At 60.4% G+C, this 18,261-nt stretch carries 20 protein-coding genes; all 20 read right to left on the minus strand.

What is annotated here, in order from left to right; translation table 11 throughout:
* Positions 1-59: 59 nt before the first annotated feature.
* Entirely contained in the window at positions 60-2,327 is a 2,268-nt protein-coding gene (locus QM685_RS06325) for a ribonucleoside-diphosphate reductase subunit alpha (protein WP_415113836.1), read from the minus strand.
* A complete protein-coding gene (locus tag QM685_RS06330; RefSeq protein WP_415113838.1) occupies positions 2,324-2,749 on the minus strand; it encodes a hypothetical protein in 426 nt (141 codons plus the stop codon). Before QM685_RS06330 ends, QM685_RS06325 begins: the two co-directional genes overlap by 4 nt.
* An 88-nt stretch (positions 2,750-2,837) precedes the next feature.
* Entirely contained in the window at positions 2,838-3,314 is a 477-nt protein-coding gene (locus QM685_RS06335) for a hypothetical protein (RefSeq protein ID WP_415113840.1), read from the minus strand.
* 73 nt (positions 3,315-3,387) lie between these two features.
* On the minus strand, positions 3,388-3,972 hold the full coding sequence (locus tag QM685_RS06340) for a hypothetical protein (RefSeq protein ID WP_415113842.1): 585 nt from the start codon (positions 3,970-3,972) through the stop codon (positions 3,388-3,390).
* Positions 3,972-4,226 (minus strand): hypothetical protein, encoded by a 255-nt coding sequence (locus tag QM685_RS06345; protein ID WP_415113844.1) that lies wholly within the window; start codon positions 4,224-4,226, stop codon positions 3,972-3,974. Before QM685_RS06345 ends, QM685_RS06340 begins: the two co-directional genes overlap by 1 nt.
* Complete coding sequence (locus QM685_RS06350) at positions 4,220-4,987, minus strand: hypothetical protein (protein WP_415113846.1); 768 nt, start codon at positions 4,985-4,987, stop codon at positions 4,220-4,222. The genes QM685_RS06345 and QM685_RS06350 overlap by 7 nt, the downstream gene beginning before the upstream one ends.
* The gene (locus tag QM685_RS06355; protein ID WP_415113848.1) at positions 4,977-6,920 is read right to left on the minus strand and encodes an AAA family ATPase; all 1,944 of its coding nucleotides are present in this window, start codon (positions 6,918-6,920) and stop codon (positions 4,977-4,979) included. Before QM685_RS06355 ends, QM685_RS06350 begins: the two co-directional genes overlap by 11 nt.
* The gene (locus QM685_RS06360) at positions 6,920-7,255 is read right to left on the minus strand and encodes a hypothetical protein (RefSeq protein WP_415113850.1); all 336 of its coding nucleotides are present in this window, start codon (positions 7,253-7,255) and stop codon (positions 6,920-6,922) included. The genes QM685_RS06355 and QM685_RS06360 overlap by 1 nt, the downstream gene beginning before the upstream one ends.
* Positions 7,252-8,319 carry a metallophosphoesterase family protein gene (locus QM685_RS06365; protein ID WP_415113852.1) on the minus strand — a complete coding sequence of 356 codons (1,068 nt, stop codon included), beginning with the start codon at positions 8,317-8,319 and terminating at the stop codon, positions 7,252-7,254. The genes QM685_RS06360 and QM685_RS06365 overlap by 4 nt, the downstream gene beginning before the upstream one ends.
* A 27-nt stretch (positions 8,320-8,346) precedes the next feature.
* The gene (locus QM685_RS06370) at positions 8,347-8,748 is read right to left on the minus strand and encodes a cell wall hydrolase (protein WP_415113854.1); all 402 of its coding nucleotides are present in this window, start codon (positions 8,746-8,748) and stop codon (positions 8,347-8,349) included.
* A gap of 59 nt (positions 8,749-8,807) precedes the next feature.
* Positions 8,808-9,170 (minus strand): hypothetical protein, encoded by a 363-nt coding sequence (locus tag QM685_RS06375; protein ID WP_415113856.1) that lies wholly within the window; start codon positions 9,168-9,170, stop codon positions 8,808-8,810.
* Positions 9,170-9,448: a hypothetical protein gene (locus QM685_RS06380; RefSeq protein WP_415113859.1), complete on the minus strand. Its 279-nt coding sequence runs from the start codon at positions 9,446-9,448 to the stop codon at positions 9,170-9,172. The genes QM685_RS06375 and QM685_RS06380 overlap by 1 nt, the downstream gene beginning before the upstream one ends.
* Positions 9,449-9,510: 62 nt before the next feature.
* Complete coding sequence (locus QM685_RS06385; protein ID WP_415113861.1) at positions 9,511-9,891, minus strand: hypothetical protein; 381 nt, start codon at positions 9,889-9,891, stop codon at positions 9,511-9,513.
* Entirely contained in the window at positions 9,888-10,262 is a 375-nt protein-coding gene (locus QM685_RS06390) for a hypothetical protein (RefSeq protein WP_415113863.1), read from the minus strand. The genes QM685_RS06385 and QM685_RS06390 overlap by 4 nt, the downstream gene beginning before the upstream one ends.
* Positions 10,259-10,609 (minus strand): hypothetical protein, encoded by a 351-nt coding sequence (locus QM685_RS06395; RefSeq protein WP_415113865.1) that lies wholly within the window; start codon positions 10,607-10,609, stop codon positions 10,259-10,261. Before QM685_RS06395 ends, QM685_RS06390 begins: the two co-directional genes overlap by 4 nt.
* Positions 10,610-10,666: 57 nt before the next feature.
* Positions 10,667-11,692 (minus strand): hypothetical protein, encoded by a 1,026-nt coding sequence (locus tag QM685_RS06400; protein WP_415113867.1) that lies wholly within the window; start codon positions 11,690-11,692, stop codon positions 10,667-10,669.
* Between the two features lie 82 nt (positions 11,693-11,774).
* A complete protein-coding gene (locus tag QM685_RS06405; protein ID WP_415113869.1) occupies positions 11,775-12,677 on the minus strand; it encodes a hypothetical protein in 903 nt (300 codons plus the stop codon).
* Between the two features lie 77 nt (positions 12,678-12,754).
* The gene (locus QM685_RS06410) at positions 12,755-13,576 is read right to left on the minus strand and encodes a hypothetical protein (RefSeq protein WP_415113871.1); all 822 of its coding nucleotides are present in this window, start codon (positions 13,574-13,576) and stop codon (positions 12,755-12,757) included.
* 154 nt (positions 13,577-13,730) lie between these two features.
* Entirely contained in the window at positions 13,731-14,807 is a 1,077-nt protein-coding gene (locus QM685_RS06415; RefSeq protein ID WP_415113873.1) for a hypothetical protein, read from the minus strand.
* A gap of 86 nt (positions 14,808-14,893) precedes the next feature.
* Entirely contained in the window at positions 14,894-18,259 is a 3,366-nt protein-coding gene (dnaE, locus tag QM685_RS06420; protein ID WP_415113875.1) for a DNA polymerase III subunit alpha, read from the minus strand.
* Between the last annotated feature and the right edge of the window lie 2 nt (positions 18,260-18,261).

The raw sequence follows: 18,261 nt of genomic DNA on the forward strand, positions 1-18,261 counted from the left end.
ACTCCTGAGTTGAGAAACCCCGCCGTAGCGGGGTCGAATATTCAATATTGACTGTTATATCACTGACAGGAAGTGCAGTCAGGGTTTTCGATGGAGCACAGATTCACTTCCTGCTCCATGACATCCGCTGCGGACGTCACGCCCGCTTCGGGTCTGGTCTTCTCCTGCACCTGAACCGATTCCGTGCGCAGGTAGTAGGTCGTTTTCAGACCGAGCTTCCACGCGAGGATATAGAGTTCGGACAGCTCCTTACCCTTCGTGCCGGCCTTGATCCAGATATTCGTGGACTGGGCCTGATCGATCCACTTCTGACGACGGGCCGCAGCTTTGACGATCCACGCCGGCGCAATCTCGAAGACCGTCTTCACCTTGTAGCCGGGCGCCGCGTGACGCAGGCTCGGTGCGATGTAGAGGAACTTGCCGCCCATGTTCTTCTTCGAGTGGAACAGGTCGAAGTTAGGCTCGATGCACGGTGTCACGCCGATGATGTTGCTGATCGTCGCGGTCGGCGCGATTGCCATCGTGTTGCTGTTGCGCATGCCGTGCTGCATCACGCGGGCACGCAATGCGTTCCAGTCACATCGACCCGACTCGCCCTGGTGACGCGCGGTGTCGATCGGCAGGATGCCCTGCGACCACTTCGAACCTTCGAACGTGCTGTAGGCGCCGCGCTCGGCCGCCAGATCACACGACGCACTGATTGCCTCGTAGGAAAGCACTTCGAACAGTTGATCGTTCATGACCAGGCAATCGGTCGATTCCCAGTCGATGCCCATTTTTGCCATCAGATCGCTCAGACCCATCAGACCCAGACCCACCGGGCGCTGCCGCATGTTGGCGGTCTTCGCACGGTCGCTCGGGTAGAAGTTGATGTCGATCACGTTGTCCAGCATGCGCATGCCGGTCCTGATGACCTCGCCGAAGCGCTTCGGATGGTCGAACGGGTTGACCTTTGCGACGTTCACGCTGCCGAGGTTGCACACGAACGTCTCGTCGGCCGAGTTGTTCAGCGCGATCTCGGTGCACAGGTTCGAGTTGTGAATCACCCCGACGTGACTCTGCGGGTTGCGACGGTTCATTTCGTCCTTCCACGTCATCCACGGGTTGCCCGTTTCGAACAGGGCCGTCAGCATGTCGCGCCACAGCAGCACGGCATCAACCTCGCCCACGTAGGTGCCGGCCGCTTCCAGCTCCTCGTAGCGCGTCTTGAACGCGTCGCCGTAAAGCTCGTGCAGTTCCGGATGGCTGTGCGGGTCGAAGAAGTGCCACTTGCCCTTCTCGATCACGCGCTCCATGAACAGATCGGGGATCCAGTTGGCCGGGAAAATGTCGTGCGCGCGTTCGTGGTCGTCGCCCGTGTTCTTGCGCAGCAGCAGGAAAGCCGGCAGGTCCGGGTGCCATGTCTCGAGATACGGCGCGAACGAACCCTTGCGCTTGCCGCCCTGATTCACCGCCACCGCGGTGTCGTTGTAGACCTTCAGGTAGGGAACCACGCCCGAGGACTTCCCGTTGGTGCCCTTGATGTGGGAGTTCTTGCCGCGCACCGGGGTCCAGTCGGTGCCGATCCCACCCGCATACTTCGACAGCAGCGCGCACTCGGTAATCGCGCCATAGATCGAATCGTAGGGGTGATCGCCCGGCTCGGCGACGATCTGGTCGCCCACACGGTTGCCGTAGCACGAGGACATCTGCTGGTGCAGCGTGCCGGAATTGAACAGCGTCGGGGTGGAGCTCATGAACTCGAAGCTCGACAGGACGTTGTAGAACTCGATGGCGCGCTCGGTCGGGTTGTCTTCGCGCAATGCGAGGCCCATCGCGACGCGCATGAAGAAGTGCTGGGGCATTTCCATGATCCGGCCGTCTGGCGTCTCACGGACGAAGTAGCGATCGGCGAGCGTTTGCAGGCCCAAGTAGTCGAACTGGTAGTCACGCTCCGGATCGATCGCATCGTTCAGGTCTTCGAGGATGAAACGACCGTCCAGCAACTCCGGCGTAATCTTTCCCTTTTCGACTGCCGGCAGAAGATATTCGACGATGTGCGGATAGTCAATCGAGCCGATCGACTCCTTGAAAATCTGCTGCTTGAGCAGGCGCGCGGCGACGTAGGTGTAGTCCGGCGAGTGCAGGCTGATCAGGCCGCCCGCGGCGAGAATGGTTGCGCGATGGATCTGTTCGGTGCTCATGCCGTCGAACAGCATGTCGCCGACGCTCGTTTCAAGCTCCGACTGCGACACGTTCAGGCCCGAGCAGGCCCAGGCGACGCATTTCTGAATTTTGGTGATATCCAGCGGTGCGCGCGATCCATCGCGCTTTGTTACAAACATCATATGAGTTGCTTCCTAGTGGCGTTAGTGGTGGGTGGTGTTCTCAATGTCTTTTCAGCGGACCATCCGAGCTTCAATCGGTGAGCCAGCGTTCTCGGCGCAATTCCTACTTCCCGCGACCATTCCGCCATCGTCATCTTCTTGCCATCCAGTTCAATGACAACGTTGTTTCGGCGGTTCCTGTTCTGAGCCGTCCTCGTCGCCCAGACGCAGTTCTCTTTGCTATAGCCTTCCTCGCCTCTCAGGCGCTCAAGAGTCAGTCCGGGCGGCTTCACTCCCATGTCTTCGAGAAAGTTCGCAAAGTCCAACCAGCGCTCACAGACCGTGATGCCACGCCCACCGTAATCGGGGTAAGCCGTGTTTTTCGGGTTTCTACAACGCTGGTTCATGCACATCCACACGTTGTAAGTCGGCGTTCTGGTCATCCCGTGCGTCCTTTCCATACTGTCTCTTTTCGGTTGGCGGGTTGAGAATATTAAGTCAGTTTTGACTGTTTTTCTATATGAGGCGAAGCTACCAGGCGTCCGTCGTTTCGGTTCTAGGGACGTCACGGCTCGTGGGCGCTGCCGCCGGCTTTACAATCTCCGGGAACCCGTTCGGGAAATCGTTTCGCTTCAGTGGAAAATCGTTTCGCACCAGTGGCGCGGATGGCGTCAGCAGGTATTCCTGCGTGAATAAGTCGCCCGGCGTCGCGAAGTGGTCTTTCAGCTTGAAGCGGGCATCCCATGCCTCGGCGTCCAGCTCCTTGCGGCAGCGGTGGCCACGTTGACCCGCACCCTTGCAGGTCAGCGCGCAATGAATATCCAGATCCACCGGATCACGGTAGTCGTGCATCTCCATATGCTCGCAACGGACGCATTTCTCCGGCAGCGTCTGCGCCAGACGGCTGAAGCCTTCTATCTTGGTTGCGCGTTCGCTTGAAGCGCCGAAATAGGGCATTCTGATCTTGCGGGGTGCTACGGCGAGGTTTTCTGTGGCGACGGCGCCCATCCTGCTCTCCAGAAACGAAACTGACTATACAAAAAGTATAGTCAGTTTTGACTAACTATAAGACTACAGGGAATCAGGCAGCAGCCCGCAGGGACCGCATGAGAGCGATCGCCTGCCTGAACTGGTCCGTCTTGATGCCCGCCTCGATGGCGCCCACGGCGTCCGCAAGATGCTCGTTCGCGGCGACCGGCACCATCTTCCCGGCACGCTTCATGAGCAGCCAGTTGGCGGCCGGGAACTTGTTCATGGCCCACTCGATCATTTCGTCCTTCGTGCCGGACTTGTAGCCGGTGCCGGCGAGTTTCACTTCGGACGGCGTGACCTGGATGAGCGGGATCGGGCATGCCGCGAGCACGCCGATACAGACGCCGTAGGACGCCATTGCACGCGCCGACTGCGAGCCCACGGGGACTTCGACGAGAGCGATCGAGGCGCCCTGACACGCCTGGATCATGCCTTCGTAGAGTGTCCGTGTCCGCTCAAGGTCTTCCGAGTTCTTGCGCACCGCCTTCTTCAGCTTTTTGTCCTTCTCGTTCTCGGTCTTGACCAGCACGAGGTCGTCGATCGAGTAGGTCATGGTGCCGGGGTCGAGCGTCGCCTTCGCGAAGCCGAAGTTGCTCAGGCTAGGGTCCATCCCGATGATCTTGATGCCGTTCATTACATTACCTTTTGGAGTGCGGCGATCGCCGCGTTGAAAAGCTCCGCCTTCCAGCCGCGGCCGCGGTAGAGGTCCACACCCAGCACAGTGCGACGCGGGCGCATGCAGCCCAGCACGAAGGAGCGCTCCTTGTAGTTGACCGTCACGCAGCAGCGCCCGAGACCGGGTGTGGGCCACGCATAGAGGGTGATGCAGTCGTCGTCATATTGCTCGGCGCTCCAGCCTTCCGGCAGTTCGATTGGTAACTTCACCATGATCCGAACCCCAGATCGCCATAGGTTTCGAACTTCTCGGCGTTGCGCTCGCGCTCAGCCTTCTGACGTCGCTCCTTCTCCAGCTCTGCGACGTCTTCGGCGACGTCACCCAGCGTCTCGCGCAGGTAGCTCGCGAAGTGCGCACCGAACGTCTTGCGGCACGCCGTCTCGGGAACTTCCAGAAACTCGAAGTCGCTCGGGTCCACCGGCTTGAAGAGAATCAGCGTCTGCCCCTTCGCACCGAGCCGCGCACTGACGGGCGTGAATTCCTCGCCGCCTATGAACGCGGTGTGGCGGAAGTCCTTTCCCTTTTGCGTAATCAGTTTCTGAGGTGACGCGAGGGCGAACGTTTGCGGGTTTTGCGCAAACGCTTCCTCGTATTTGTCGACCAGCTCCTTCAGTTGCGGGTCGTGTTCAACAGGATCTTTTGCCATCCGGTCCTCCATTTCGTCCGGGTTGAGGGGTGTGTGGGTGTATATCGTGATGCGGCTGGGCCGCCCTGGTCTGTAGCCATACTTCGGCGCCTTGCCCTGCTGCTGGAGCAGGTGATCGACGTATGCCTTGTGACCGCCCGGAAATGCGCTCGCCTCTGTGCTGCGATATCCAGGGATCATCATGTCGGTCATGACCGACATGCCCCCGCGGCGGGAGCAGGTGACCAGCGGGATCGTCTCACCCAGTCTTGTAGAGTTAATCAACCCTTCCCAAATGGGGGATGAGTCGATCAGTTTCTCGAGGTCGTCAGGCAGCTTAGAAGCCACGTTCCGTCGCTCCCGACACGGTCGTGATGCCGCCCGTTTTCTCGGCCACGATCACGTTGTCGATCCAATCCGCCAATGAGTTGTGGCTGATGACAAGCACCGTGCCGCGCTCGCGTGCCTTGCGCTCGAGGACCGTCATCAGGCGCTCCAGACCCGCCTCGTCGAGCGCGTGGTCGATCTCGTCACCGACCCACAGGTTGATCGGCTTCGCCGCGCGCGTCGCGACCATGTCCTGCAGAGCCATCGACGCCGCCACGCGTGCCTTGCGCTTCTCACCGCCCGACAGACCCGCGAACGACTTGGCGCCCTTGTCGTTGCTGACCTCGATGTTGAACTTCTCCTTCAGGTCGCCCTTCGCGGTCTTGGCGAGCGTGTTCCAGGTCGCGTGGATGTTTCCGTCGGCGAGCACGCCCAGGTAGTCGCTTGTCTGGTCGTTGAGCATCGGCGTCACAGTGTCGAGAATGTGCGCACGCACGCCGGCGGGGCCAAACACCTTCACCGCGACGTCCGCGATCTCCTTGACCTTGTCGGCCTCACCCAGCGCCGTCTCTGCGGCCGTGATCGCGTCTGCCGCCTTCGTGCGCTTGTCGAATGCGCGCGCCTCGACCTTCACCCAGGGGTTCTCAGCCTCAAGGTGCCCCTTCGCCGCTTTCTTGATGCCGTCGATCTGCGCCGTGAGCGTTGCGACCTTCCGCTTGCAACCGCGAACGTCGTTCAGGAGCGCGTTTAAACGCGTGTTCTCGCGCGCCACTTCGCTGACATCAGTCATTGACGCTTTGAAGTCAGTGGCGGCTTGCTTGCGCTTTTCGAGCACGGCCTGAAGGTCGCGAATGTTCGCGGCCACCGGCATGAGCTCCGCCTTCTTCTCGGCGATGCGTTTCGTGCGCGCGGTCTTGGCTGCCTCGAGGTCGTGCTCGCAGTAGGCCTTGCCGCACTCACCGCACGGCTTGCCCACCTGCTCCTCGATGTTCGCGAGCGCCTTCGCCTGCACTTCCAGATCGCGCTTGCCCGCCTGAAGCGTCGCCATGTGCGAGGCGATGTCACGCTCGGCGCGCGACACTTCACCGTTCAGCCGGTCGAGTTCCGCCTGCTCTGCCTTCTGGGCGTCGAGCTTTGCCTGCGCCGCGTCAATCTGCGCCGTCAGCACTTCCTCTCTCGCTGCGCTACTCAGCCATACTTCGACGCCGGTGATCTCGGCATTGACCGGCGCCACCTTCGCGAGCTCCGCGCGGGCCTTGTCCTTGCGCTGCGATTCAAACAGCGTCCGCTGCTCGGTGGCCGACTTCAGTTCGTCCTCCGCGAGCTGGAGCATCGACTTCGCACTGGTAAGCTGACTCGCCGCAAGATTGCGATCGTTCTCGGCCTGCAAGGCACGCTTGCGCGCCTCTGCGTAGGCGTCTGAGAGCACTTCGACGCCGGCGGCTTCCTCGATGAGGAGCTTCAACTGCTTGTCGGTCATTCCGGGAAGGTCTGGCATCCGTTCTTGCCCTGCATAGACGGCTGCCGTGAATACTTCCTTCGACGCGCCGATGATCTTCTCGACCACCTTCTGCGTCTCCTTGTCGGTGCCCTTCGTGAGGTCGTTCGACGTCGGCGCAAGCTGCTTCACGACCAGCGCGTTCTTGATCTCCTTGCTCTTGCGCCCGCGGGAGATTTCGAAGACGTCGTGGCCGTCCTCGACCACCACGCGCACGTGGCAGTCCTTGCCGGCGGTTTCGTTGATGACGTCGTCTCCCGACACGCCACGCGCGGTCTCGCCGTAGAGCACCCAGAACAGCGCGTCGACGATGGACGACTTGCCCGCGCCGTTGCTCTTGGCGGAGGGGTCGTCGTTGTTGATGCCCTGAATGAGGATGAGGCCGCGGTTGTCGAGCTCCATGCTCGCCTCGCCAACGGTCAGGAAATTGCGGATATACAGCGACTGGAAGTCCATTAAAGTTCTCCTCGTTCTACTTTTGCCCAGTAGGCGTCAATCTCTTCGTCACTCGGGATGAGATACACCTCCTCAGCGGCCTGCACGCTCTGTCTGCGCCCCCACGATTCCGCGGTCTTGTAATAGTCATCTGCAAACCAGTCAGGCCCCTCAAAACGACCCAGCAAATACGGGTTGTCATGCTCACGCCAGCACTTACTGCGGTATCGAGCCTTGAGCTTCGAAAAGGATTTGCTGCTTAATCTCACGTGATACCCCACTTCCCAGCAGAAGCCCTCCATAAATGCCTGAGCCCAGGCTTCGAATCCCGAGTAGTCGAACGTCTGTCGCGTCACGCTTCAACCGCCCGGACAGAATCCAAAATGTCCTGGCACAGCGCGGCAACTTCAGCCTCGCGCGCATGCCCGATCGTCTTGACGTAGTCGCCCACCGACGCGTCGAGCGTCGCGCCCGTCTTGATCGCCGTCTTGCCGCCGCGCGTCGGGGCCGTCACATTCTTCTGGACGTTGAGCACCACGCCCTTTGCCCCCGCATCGGTCAGGAACTCGCGCAGCGCATTGACTTCCTCGATCTTTGCAGTCGTGATGGATGCCCGGACGTAGTTGCCGTCGACGATCAGCGGCACTTCGCTCGGGTCCGTCGCGCCGTCGATCTCTACGAACTCCGGTGCGTGCGACTTCATCCAGCGCACATCCGTGTCGGTCACGATCAGGAAGCCCGCCTTCGCGCCCACGTCCGACCACGTCTGCGGCGTGAGCGAGCCAATGCTGTAGACGCCACCACCCAGATCCTTATGGTTGTGGTAGTGGCCGCAGAAGACGCGACGGAAGCCGAGCGACTGGAGATACGGTGCGTCGAGCCCGTGCGGTGGGATGCCTGCAATCACGCCATCGACCGGGGCATGCAGCATCAGGTCGCAACGCGGCCGGTCGGCGGGATCGATCGACTCGATCTGGGCCTTGAGCCCTGCGATCGACGGGTTCCAGGGGATCATGGCGACGTCGTCCGACGCAGCGAGTCCGCCCAGATTGAACCCGTTCACAACCTTGCAGCCGATGCCTTCGAGCGCGGTGATGGCGCTCGACACGCGGTTCGCTTCCTTCGATTCGAGGTCGTGGTTGCCTGCAAGGATCACGATACGCACGCCGCTATCGATGATCTTCTTGTAAGTGTCGATCGTCGGATTCAGCACCGACGGCGCAATCGAGCCGCGCACGTGGAACAGGTCGCCGCAGTGGTAGATCGTGTCGCCGCCGAGTGTCTGCACGGTGGCCGCGCAGCGCAGCGTTTCGTCGAGGATCATTTGCAGGCGGGTGTTGATCCCGCGCTCATTGGTCGTCGCGAACGCGCTCCAATTGTGGTGATGGGTGTCACTGATAACCCCATAGGCTTTCATCATTCCTCCAGTCAGTTTTGACTATCTAAACTATTTGAAAAAAACGTGGCTTCCCGTTGCATAAACCCGCGTCATGTCCTTGTCCCACACCGGATGCACCCACTTTGCATGGTAGTAGGTCGCACCTTGCGTGAAATCCTTTGCCTTGCCCTTGAGCGTCACATACGCCACCGCACGCGCGAGACGCCACGCATCCTCGTCTCGCGGCAGCGCCCGGTTCGTGATCTTCCAACCGTGCTTCTGGCGCTGCACGAGTGTGTTCGTCCACGAGAACTGCTTTGGGGCCATCACCACTTCGCAGACCCTTTTCTGGTCGCCCTCTGCGCGATTCATGGTCGTCATTGCGACTGCAAGCTGACCGGCGATTGGCTCACCGCGGGCTTCGTGAAAAACGTTCAGGGCTAGGCACAAAAAAGCGCTGGCTAATAGCATCAAATCTCCATCAATTCGTCATCAATAGCTATTCTACATTAATCAGTCAGTTTTGACTGTTATTTTAGCTTCATCGCCGACGAGATTGCCGAAGCTGTGCGAGCCGGATTATGCCGAAAACGGATCAGCGGCAGCCCTCTTTGCCGCGTCTCGCCCCAGTGAGCAAACGAATAGGGCGAATCGAAGAAATCGTCGACCAGGGTGAGATAGAGTTTCCACGCCTTGCCAGTCGTTTTCACGCCGATATAGCGGATTCCGCGGGCACGGCATTCCTCAAGCGTCGCCACGTCGATGCACCACGCGTTCATCCTGTGGTAGACCTCGCGGGACTTGCGTGAGGCGATGTAGCAGGCCCGGCCGCTATCGAGGTAGTGCCAAAAACCGTATAGCCGCCCCCGAACCTTATGCGGATACGCTGCCATCAGAAGCCGCCCCAGTTGCTGCCGTATTGATCCGCCTTGACCATCTCCTCCGCGACCTCTGCAATCTCGACCTCGAGCGCCTGACGGGCCAGCTCCTCGCGTTCGAGACGGCGGGCGCGCTTGGCCGCCTTCCCACTCGCTGCGAGTTCCCGACGCTTCGGTGCGCCTTTCTCGCGCCGGCTGAACTGATGAGGCATGATGGACAGATCATTCTGGCCCTGCGGTCGCGAAGTGGTGTCGCCCCAGAGCCAGTAGGAGCCATCATCCGGCGACTTCATGTTCGCCTTGCTCTGTCCAGTCAGCTTGTCCCATCGTGCGCGCTCGCGCGAAAAATCGTTCCTCAAAATTCACCCCACCCTGCTTCGTTGTAGATCGCCGCGCGTGCTGCCTGCTCTGCCTCACGTGCTCGCTTCTCGGCTCGCTTCTCCGCGGTGTATTCGTCGGGAAGCAGGTAGCGGTAATGCTCAAGCTGCGGCAGGTCGATGATCTTGTCGAGGATCGCCGTCATCAGTTCCTGCGAGAAATGGATCTGATGCGTCCGGTTCGGATGGTCGTCGACCTCCCGGTCGAGCACCCAGCACAGATAGCTGGGCATCTTCTCCAGCAGGTAACGAACGTCCACGCCCTTGTGCTTTCCGAAGGGCATGAAGCTGTCCATATCCAGGTTGTAGTGCTGACGAGGCTTTTTCGCGAGCTTGCTGGGGTCGACCTGCACTTTCAAAATGCACCCCACTCGTTGCCATAACCATTGAACGCGGGCTGCTGCGATTGAAGGTGCAGAGCGACGCCAGTATCGGCCGCAGCCTTCTCGATCTGGATCTTGACCTCGCGGTTCATTGCCGCGACGTCAGGCGGGTTCGAGGACCAGTTGCGGAACTGGCCCTTCGAGCGCTTCTTGCCTTCAGTGGTTATAAGCCACACGTCGAGCGCCGCGTTGACGTCATTCGCCAGAAAGATCTGACGCTTGTCGTTGAGGATGTTGTCCCGCAGCCAGCACAGATAGCCGGGGTCGGACTTCATGACCTCGCGGATCGTCCGACCCTTGTATTTGCCAAAGTTCAGCTTGTCATCAAGGGTATTGCCGTCACTCATTCGAGCCTCCGTAGATAAATCACGGTCGTTTTCTTCGTGGGCGTCGCAATGTGCGGCCCATTAATCCTCTGCAACAGCACCATCAATCGCTCTGCGTTCTTCCCATCCGGCATGTCCAGCTCCGTGTGGTTCGACGCCGCGTGCTGCGCACACATTTCCGCGAGTCGGCCGACTTCGACCTTCTCGACAACTGCTTTGCCAAATACCTCGCGGGCCTTCGAATCCATGAGGAAAACTTCCTCACCCTGCGTCAGGTGCTTGGCGTAGAAGCCGCCAATGCGAAACGTGTTGAACTGACCTTCTGTGCCGACGATCGGCGGGATGAAATCAATAACTCGCGTGCCCATCTGAACCCCCTTCTGATTGAACGTGAATCAATCATAGAAGGGGGCCAGGTAAAGCCGTTAGGCGGCTGCAACTGCGGGCGTTGGCAGGAACTTCAGCAGTTCCGACTGCGTGCCCGTGTTACGGATATGCTCAGCCAGCGCCTTCACGTGATACTTCTTGCCGTCGATCCACGTCACATACGGCTTGCTATACGGCAGCGTGCCCTTCTCCTTCAGGAAGTCGATCGTGGAGAACACCTTGTCCAAGCGCGCGACGCCCGCGTCGTCGAACGTCATGCGCAGGTTGGCTTCCTTGAACGGCTTGGTGAGCTTGGACTTCGTGACCTGCGCCGTGATGTTCTGACCCACGAACTCCTTGCCGCCGGGCACTGCTTCCATGATCTTTTGGCGGCCCAGCGCGATACGTGCGGTCGAATAGAACTCCATCGCGCCACCGCCCGGCGTCGTGCGCGGATCACCGTAGACCACACCCGGCTTGGTTCGTATCTGGTTCAGATACAGGAATGTCGCGTTGTAGTCCTCGCAGTGCTGCGCCATCGCCTTCAATGTGGTCGAGGTCACGCGCGCGAGCGCCGTCGTGTCGTTCATGGTGTATTCGTCGATCTCCTTTTCGGCCTGCGACTTGGGCAGCGCCGCTGCGATCGAGTCGAACACGAACAGGATCGGCGCCTTGTCGTCGATCGCGCCGCTCTGACGGATCGCCTGACACGCCTTCGCCGCGAGCACGTTGCCTTCTTCCCACGTGCGCGGCTTGCCGTAGATCCAGTAGGGACGCTTGTCGTTCAGGCCGAAACCGGCTGTTGCCAGATCGACGCTGAAGGAGCGCTCCCAGTCCATGAAACCGGCCACGCCACCCATCTGCTGGGTCGCGGTCATCCAGTCGGTTGCCAGCGCCGTCTTACCCGACGAGGACGGGCCGAACATTTCAACCATGCGGCCATACGGCAGGCCGCCGTCATAGCGCCCCGAAATCGCTTCGTTCAGCTCGGGGAAGCCGGTGTCGATGAACTGGCTGACTGCCTGGTTGCCAGCGTTTTCTCCAATCGCCTTGTCGAGGGCGTCGCACAGATCGGCAATGCTCATGATGTATTTCCTTGATAGTCAATTTTGACTGTTTATGTGTGTATTAAAACAGAACGACTAAGGGGTTGAAACGGTGCCGCGCTTATTGCCTGAAGGGCAGCGTCCACGCGCGCACGTCGCGCAGGATCGAGTAGAAGGCAAGCTCCTCGCATAGCTCGGCGAACTTGTCCTGGTCGAACTTGCCGACCACGACGCGCATGTCTTCCTTCTTTGGCTTCACGACCTTCAGGAGCTGCATAAGCTTCAGGTTGCGGGCGAAAATCTTGCGTCCCTCCGGGGAAGCGAGATTCTTGTGATGCTTATACTTGGGAACGAATTCACCGCTGTCACAGCGTCGCCAGAACTCGCGCACTGAACCGAACTCAGCGATGAACTCTGGCGCGCGCGTTTCACCGAGGCCGCCCGTCCCGCTGATGACGTCGGACGTGTCGCCAACCAGACACTTGCCTTCGAGGAAGGCATATGGTGTCGGGAAGCCCGTCATGTCCATCAGGTTCGCGAGAGTGATGCGCTTGTCGTCGTCGCGGTGGTCCTGCCACTCCACGTTGCGGCGAACCAGTTGTGCCCAGTCCTCGTCGCCGGTCATCAACTCGATCTTGTTGTCGGGGTTCCTGGACAGTTCAGCGACGAAGTAGCCGGCCATGTCGTCAGCCTCGTGTGTCATTGCCGTGACCTGGCGCACGCCCAGGTGCTCAAGCGCGCGAGCGATGTAGGGACGCTGCTTCGTATAAGACTCGCGCTCAGCAACCTTCTTGGCGTCGTTCTCGCGGTTGGACTTGTAAAGCGGGTGCAGTGCAAAGCGCCATTCAGCCCGGCCATCCCACAGCGTCATCGGCGTGTAGTTCGGGCGGCGACGGATTGCGTTGCGGATCGAGCGGATTGTCCCGAAGACGGCCTGGGTTTCCAGATCGCCCGAGCGCAGCTTGGTGCCGCGGTGCGCTGCGTGCCCGACGCTATTGCCATCGATCAAAAGGGTGTTGCTCAAGTTCTTCTCCACGTGGGGACGAAAAATGGGCTGGCACCCGAGAGCGCCAGCCCAAGTGCGGGCCGGTAAGGCTTCGCTTACGTGCCGGTTGCTTCGAGGTCGCCCAGGAGGTCGTCAAGCTCCTCGTTCAGCGACACCGATGCACCCGACGGGGTGCCGTCAACCGCTGCACCACGCATTTCGACTTCACGCAGTTCATCGTCGCCGTCGAGCCCCACTGCATCGAGCGACTTCGGCTTGTCTGCACTGGCTGTCGGGGCCGGCAACAGACCTGCGACCGTGCTGATCGCCGACAGGGCGCGACGCGTCTGTTCTTCGTTTTCCTGGGCGACGTATTCGTCCAGGTTGTGAAGTTTCGACAGCGTGCCAGCCGGCAGGTCGTAGCCCTTCGGCGACGGCTGAACGGTGTATTTCGTGTTCAGGCCCTTGCCGTCGCGCTGGATGACGATGATTTGCGGCTTTTCCGCGTCGAAGATCTTTTCGCCCCACTCCTCGATCGTGTCCACCAGTTGCGTGAACGCCGATTTGCCGAGTTCGTAGATGACGGGATCGTCCTTCGTCGGACCGTCGAGGTCCAGAGCGTTCAGGACAAAGCCCTGCTTCGACTTGGCGCCCTTCAGAAGCTCAACGGTTTCGTCGTCCTCCGTCACGCGCATCGCCCTGTTCAGCGACTCGCATGCCGAGCACGGCTTACCGAAGGTGGCTTCAGCACACGGGATCACAGCCTGGATTTCGCCGGCTGCGTTCTTGATGAAGTGCTGACCCCACTCGTGGAAGAAGACCTGTTCCTCGCCCTTGCGCCAACCCGGCAGAACTACGATGCGGTTCGTGCCAGGACGCGGCTTGACCGTCTTTTCTTTCGGTTTGAGGGCTGCCTTCTTCGACTTCATCAGGCTCATCAGTTTGCTTGTATCCATTTTTCGCTTTCCTTTGTTCGTTTAGCGTTAGAGAGTTGCCTTTTAGAGTTCGCGGTGCTGGGAGTGGATCTACACCGCGTCGTCGTTTCAGCGAAAATAATTATAGTCAGTTTTGACTATCCAAACGAATGCGCTTTTACCCGTTGGCTACCCGTGCCGCGTTCGCTGCGCGATTGCGCAGCGCTTCACGGTCAGCTTCTGCCGCCATGATGCGCGTCTGCCCCTTCGTTTCCTCGCGACGGTCTGCGCCGAGCTGAACGACCATGTCCTTGCGATCCGCCAGCGCGACCACACAGGACTTCGCCACCGCGGCAATCGACTCGGACTCGATCACCAGCATCTTTGCCGCGATCCAGCGTGGGTCCATCTTGACCATGTTCTCGACTGCCTTCTCGGTCACCTTCTCGCCGGCCGCGACCAGCGACTTTCGGTGCTCGTCGTAGATTTTGGCTTCGCGAACTTCAAAGCGTGCCTTGATGCTTGAAGCCTGAGCTTCAGCACGTGCCGCACGTGCGCCGTAATACGCACGCAAACTCGCCTGCTGCATCATGCAATCATCCAGGTTCGTTTCCGTGACCTGCATGTCTGCTTTGAATTTGTCCACGTCGATGTAGTAGTCCAGAGCTGCGGCTGCCTTCTTCGCCTTCGCGGCAGCTTCCACCTCCTCTTCCTCGATCGACTTCTTCGGCGCGACGATCAAGCCATCCTCGCGACGACCGGTGGGGGTGGCGACGGCTGCCGGCGCTACGGCTGCCGGCGCGGCCACCGGTTCCGGTTCGGGCTCGGGCTCCACGTGCGGTGCCGACGGTGCGTGAACCTGCGTCTCCCACGGTGTGACTGCCGGCGGTGCGACTTCACCGCCCGCAATCTCAGCTTCAAGCGCGGCGAGTTCGTCATCGACGCTGGCTGCGCCCGCATCAGCAGCCGCACCGGGGTCGCCCGGCAGCACCATCATCGAGCCGTCTTCAGCCTCGATCACGATCGCCGCACCGCCCTCTGCCGGCTCACTCACCGGCAGCGGCTCGTCTGTCTTTGCGTCCAAGTCTTCCAAACCCGCGAGTTCGTCATCGGACACCAACGCGACAGGCTCGACCGGCGCTGGCGGGGGCGGTGCTTTGGGCGTCGGAGCGGCAGTCACGCCCGTCGACGCTTCCAGTTCAGCCATCAGTGATTCGAGTTCGTCGTCCGGGACCGGGGTTTCATTCGTTGCCATGTTGTGCTCCTCAAAAAGAACTGTTCTTTATCGCGTCGATTCTAGCAACGCGATACAGGGTTTGTAGTCAGTTTTGACTATCTCCGCTATGACAAACAATCAGCCACTTTTTCAAACACCGCGGCCAGGATTCCCATCTTCGACGGGTCAAAGAGGATCTGCTGTGCGTTGATGCCGCACACGATGCTTGCGTCCAGCGTCTTGTCAAATATCACCTTGCCTGCGAGTTCGGCCGTGCCGCCCTTGATGCCGGGCACGAAGTGCTTGATCGAAGCCGAGCCCAGCGCGACGATCACTGGCGGCTTCACCAGTTCCAGCTCACGCTGCAGGAAGCCCTTACACGTGTTGATCTGGGGGTTCGAGAGGAACTTGTCGTTCTTCTTCGCCTTGACCAGCGACGTGTAGTAGCCCTCTGCCGGGTTAAGGCCCGCTGCCTTGATCGCGTCACGGATAAAGTCGGCCGCATCGCCCTCGAGCATCTTGTCGGCCTTCTCCTCCTGCCAGCTCGGGCAGTCGGACACCACCATGAACTTCACGGTGTGCTTCGCCCGCACGGTCGGGTGCGGCTGTCCTGCGAGATCGCATCCCTCACAGCCCTTGTATTCCTGCACAAGCGAGATCACCTTCGCGCGCAGGAACTTCTCCGTCAGGTCGGTCGAGCGATCCGCCTTGATCGTGTCGATGATCAGGCCGCCCATGAGTTCAGTCTGGTCGCGGCGGCGATCCGGGTGTCGCGGCGGCTTGGCGCCGGCTTGCAGCGGAACGAGCGCGCCGACCTTGTCTAAAGCATCGCGAACCTTGCTGTTGACCTTCGAGCCCTTCGCCTCCGTGATATTCAGGAAGTCATCCATGTCCTTGAATACACCGCCGTTCCCCTTACGCAGCTCCACAATGCGCAGCGCGGTGTTCTCGGAAATGCCCTTGACTGCGGAGAACGGCGCGAGCAGGTGATTGTCGTCAGGGATCGTGAAGCGCTCGCGCGAGAGGTTGATGTCAGGCGGCAGAATCTCGATGCCGAACTCGCGCGCCTCCTCGACGAGCGACGGCAGCTTTTCTTCCTTGACGATCGACATGCACGCGGCGAAGTATTCCGCCGGGTAGCGCACACGCACCCAAAGGCACCAGTAGGAGATCAGCGAATACTCGACCGCGTGCGAACGGTTGAAACCGTAGCCGGCGAACGCCTCGATCTTGTCGAACAGTCTGCCTGCGGGGATTTCATCCATGCCCGACGTGGACTTGCAGCCGTCGACCCACTTCGATCGCATCTCGGCCATCTTGTCCTTGTCTTTCTTACCCATCGCTTTTCGCAGGTGATCTGCTTCTGCGCGCGTGAAGCCCGCCAGATCCACCGCAACCTGCATGACCTGCTCCTGATATACGATCACGCCATAGGTGTCCTTCAGCGCAGCCTCCATGTTCGGGTGGTCGTAGCTGATCGACTTCATGCCCTGCTTGATCTGGATGAAGTCGTCCATCAGACCTGAATCCATCGGACCCGGCCGGTAGAGCGCGGTCGCGGCCGTCACGTCCTCGAACGTCAGCGGCCCACCCATCGCGAGGTTACGCAGCAGCGCCTTCATGCCACCCGAATCGAACTGGAAGACGCCCGTCGTGTCGCCCTTGCCGAAGGCGGCCATGATGTCTGGCTCCTCAAGGGGAAGTTGCAGGTAGTCGACGTCGATGTGGTGTCGCTCCTTGATGTAGCTGCGCGCGATCTCCAGCACGTCGAGGGTGGACAGACCCAGAATATCCATCTTGACCAGTCCCCAGTCCTCGACGACGCGCTTGTCCCAGTTCACCACCGGTGACTCGCCGCGCGTCTCCACAACAGCACGGTTGATCAGGGGCTCACCAGCGACGACGATGCCGGCCGCGTGCTGACCGAACGAGCGCATGGCGCCCTCGAGCTTCAGGGCATGGCCCCACAGTTCGGCGTGTTCGTCGCGGAACTTCTCCAGCTCGGGCACAGCCTTCGCCGCGTCCGTAAGCGTGTAGGAATTGCCGTGCTCTTTGGGCACGAGCTTTGTCGGCGTCAGGTCCAGATTCGACAGACCCCACACGCGGCCGGCGTCACGAAGTGCGGATGCGGAAGCGAGCGTCGAGTAGTTGGAGATACCAGCGACCCGGTCGGCGCCGTATTTGCCTGACAGGTATTCGACGACCAGATGGCGCTTGCTCGACATGAAATCGAGGTCGGCGTCGGGCAGGTCCAGACGTTCGGGGTTGATGAAACGCTCGAACAGGAGATTGAAGCGGATCGGGTCCACGTCCGTGATGCCGAGCAGATACGCGACGAGCGAGCCGCCCACCGAACCGCGGCCTGGGCCGACGATGATGTCGTTCGCCTTTGCCCACATCACCAGATCCTCGACGAGCAGGAAGTAGCCGGCGAAGCCCATCTTCTTCAGCACGCCAAGCTCGTATTGCAGGCGAGCCTTGTATTCGGGGATCAGCGTCGCGGGCGGCAGATAGCCGAGCACCGGAGTTGTGAAGCGGCGCTTCCAGCCCTCGATGCACTTCTTGCCGAGCGTGACAAACTCGTTGTCGGACATTTCCGGCAGCGAGACGGGATGCTTCTTGAACTCGTAGGTGCAGCGCGCGGCGATCTGCTCGACGTTCTTCAGCCCTTCGAGCCAGCGGTGCGGCTCGTGGACGCCGTAGAAGCGCGCGACGCGGCCCGCTGCCCCTTTGATGCGATCGACCAGATGCTTCGGCTCGGCAAAGCCGAAGTCGCGCACGTGCTGTATGGGGCGATACGTGACATCCATCTTGGTGTTCGACGTCACTGCGCCGAGCACATCGAGGCTCGATGCGTCGGCGTTTTCCCGGTAGAGCGTCGGGTAGGTGACGATCGTCTGGAGATTGCGCTTGCGCGCGTTCGCCAGCGCTTTCGTGTTGAGCGTGTCGAACAGCGGCGTGTTTATGGGCACGAGCTCCACGAAGAAATCCTCGCCGAACGTTGCGCTTAGTGTCGCCACGCGCGCTTCGGCTTCAGGGTGATGAAACACGTTGAAGAAGTCGCCGGTCGTCACGACCACTCCTTCGAGCTCCAGCACGTCGGCGAGGCCCACGCGCGGCACGTAGTAGAAGTAGTCGGGCGAATTCGCCTTCGACAGCAGCTTGATCAGGCCAGCGACGCCACGGTCGTCCTTCGCATAAACCTTCAGGGTGTAGCCGCGGTTTGGCTTTTCCTTCTCGCCCGACGCCTTTTTCGGCTTGCGGTAGGTTGGATCATCGACCACGCGCACCGCACAGCCGACGATCGGCTTGATGCCGGCCTTCTTCGCGCGCTGTGAGAAGTCCACCATCGCGTGCAGGCTCATCTGGTCAACGAGAGCGACAGACTCGTAGCCGAACTCCTTCGCCTTGTCGACGATATGGTCGACCTGCAAGAGGGACTGGCCGATCGAAAAGTCCGATCTGACGGCCAGCGCGTGTCCGAGATTCATCG

Source organism: Paraburkholderia sp. (assembly GCF_047605525.1).
Taxonomy (GTDB): domain Bacteria; phylum Pseudomonadota; class Gammaproteobacteria; order Burkholderiales; family Burkholderiaceae; genus Paraburkholderia.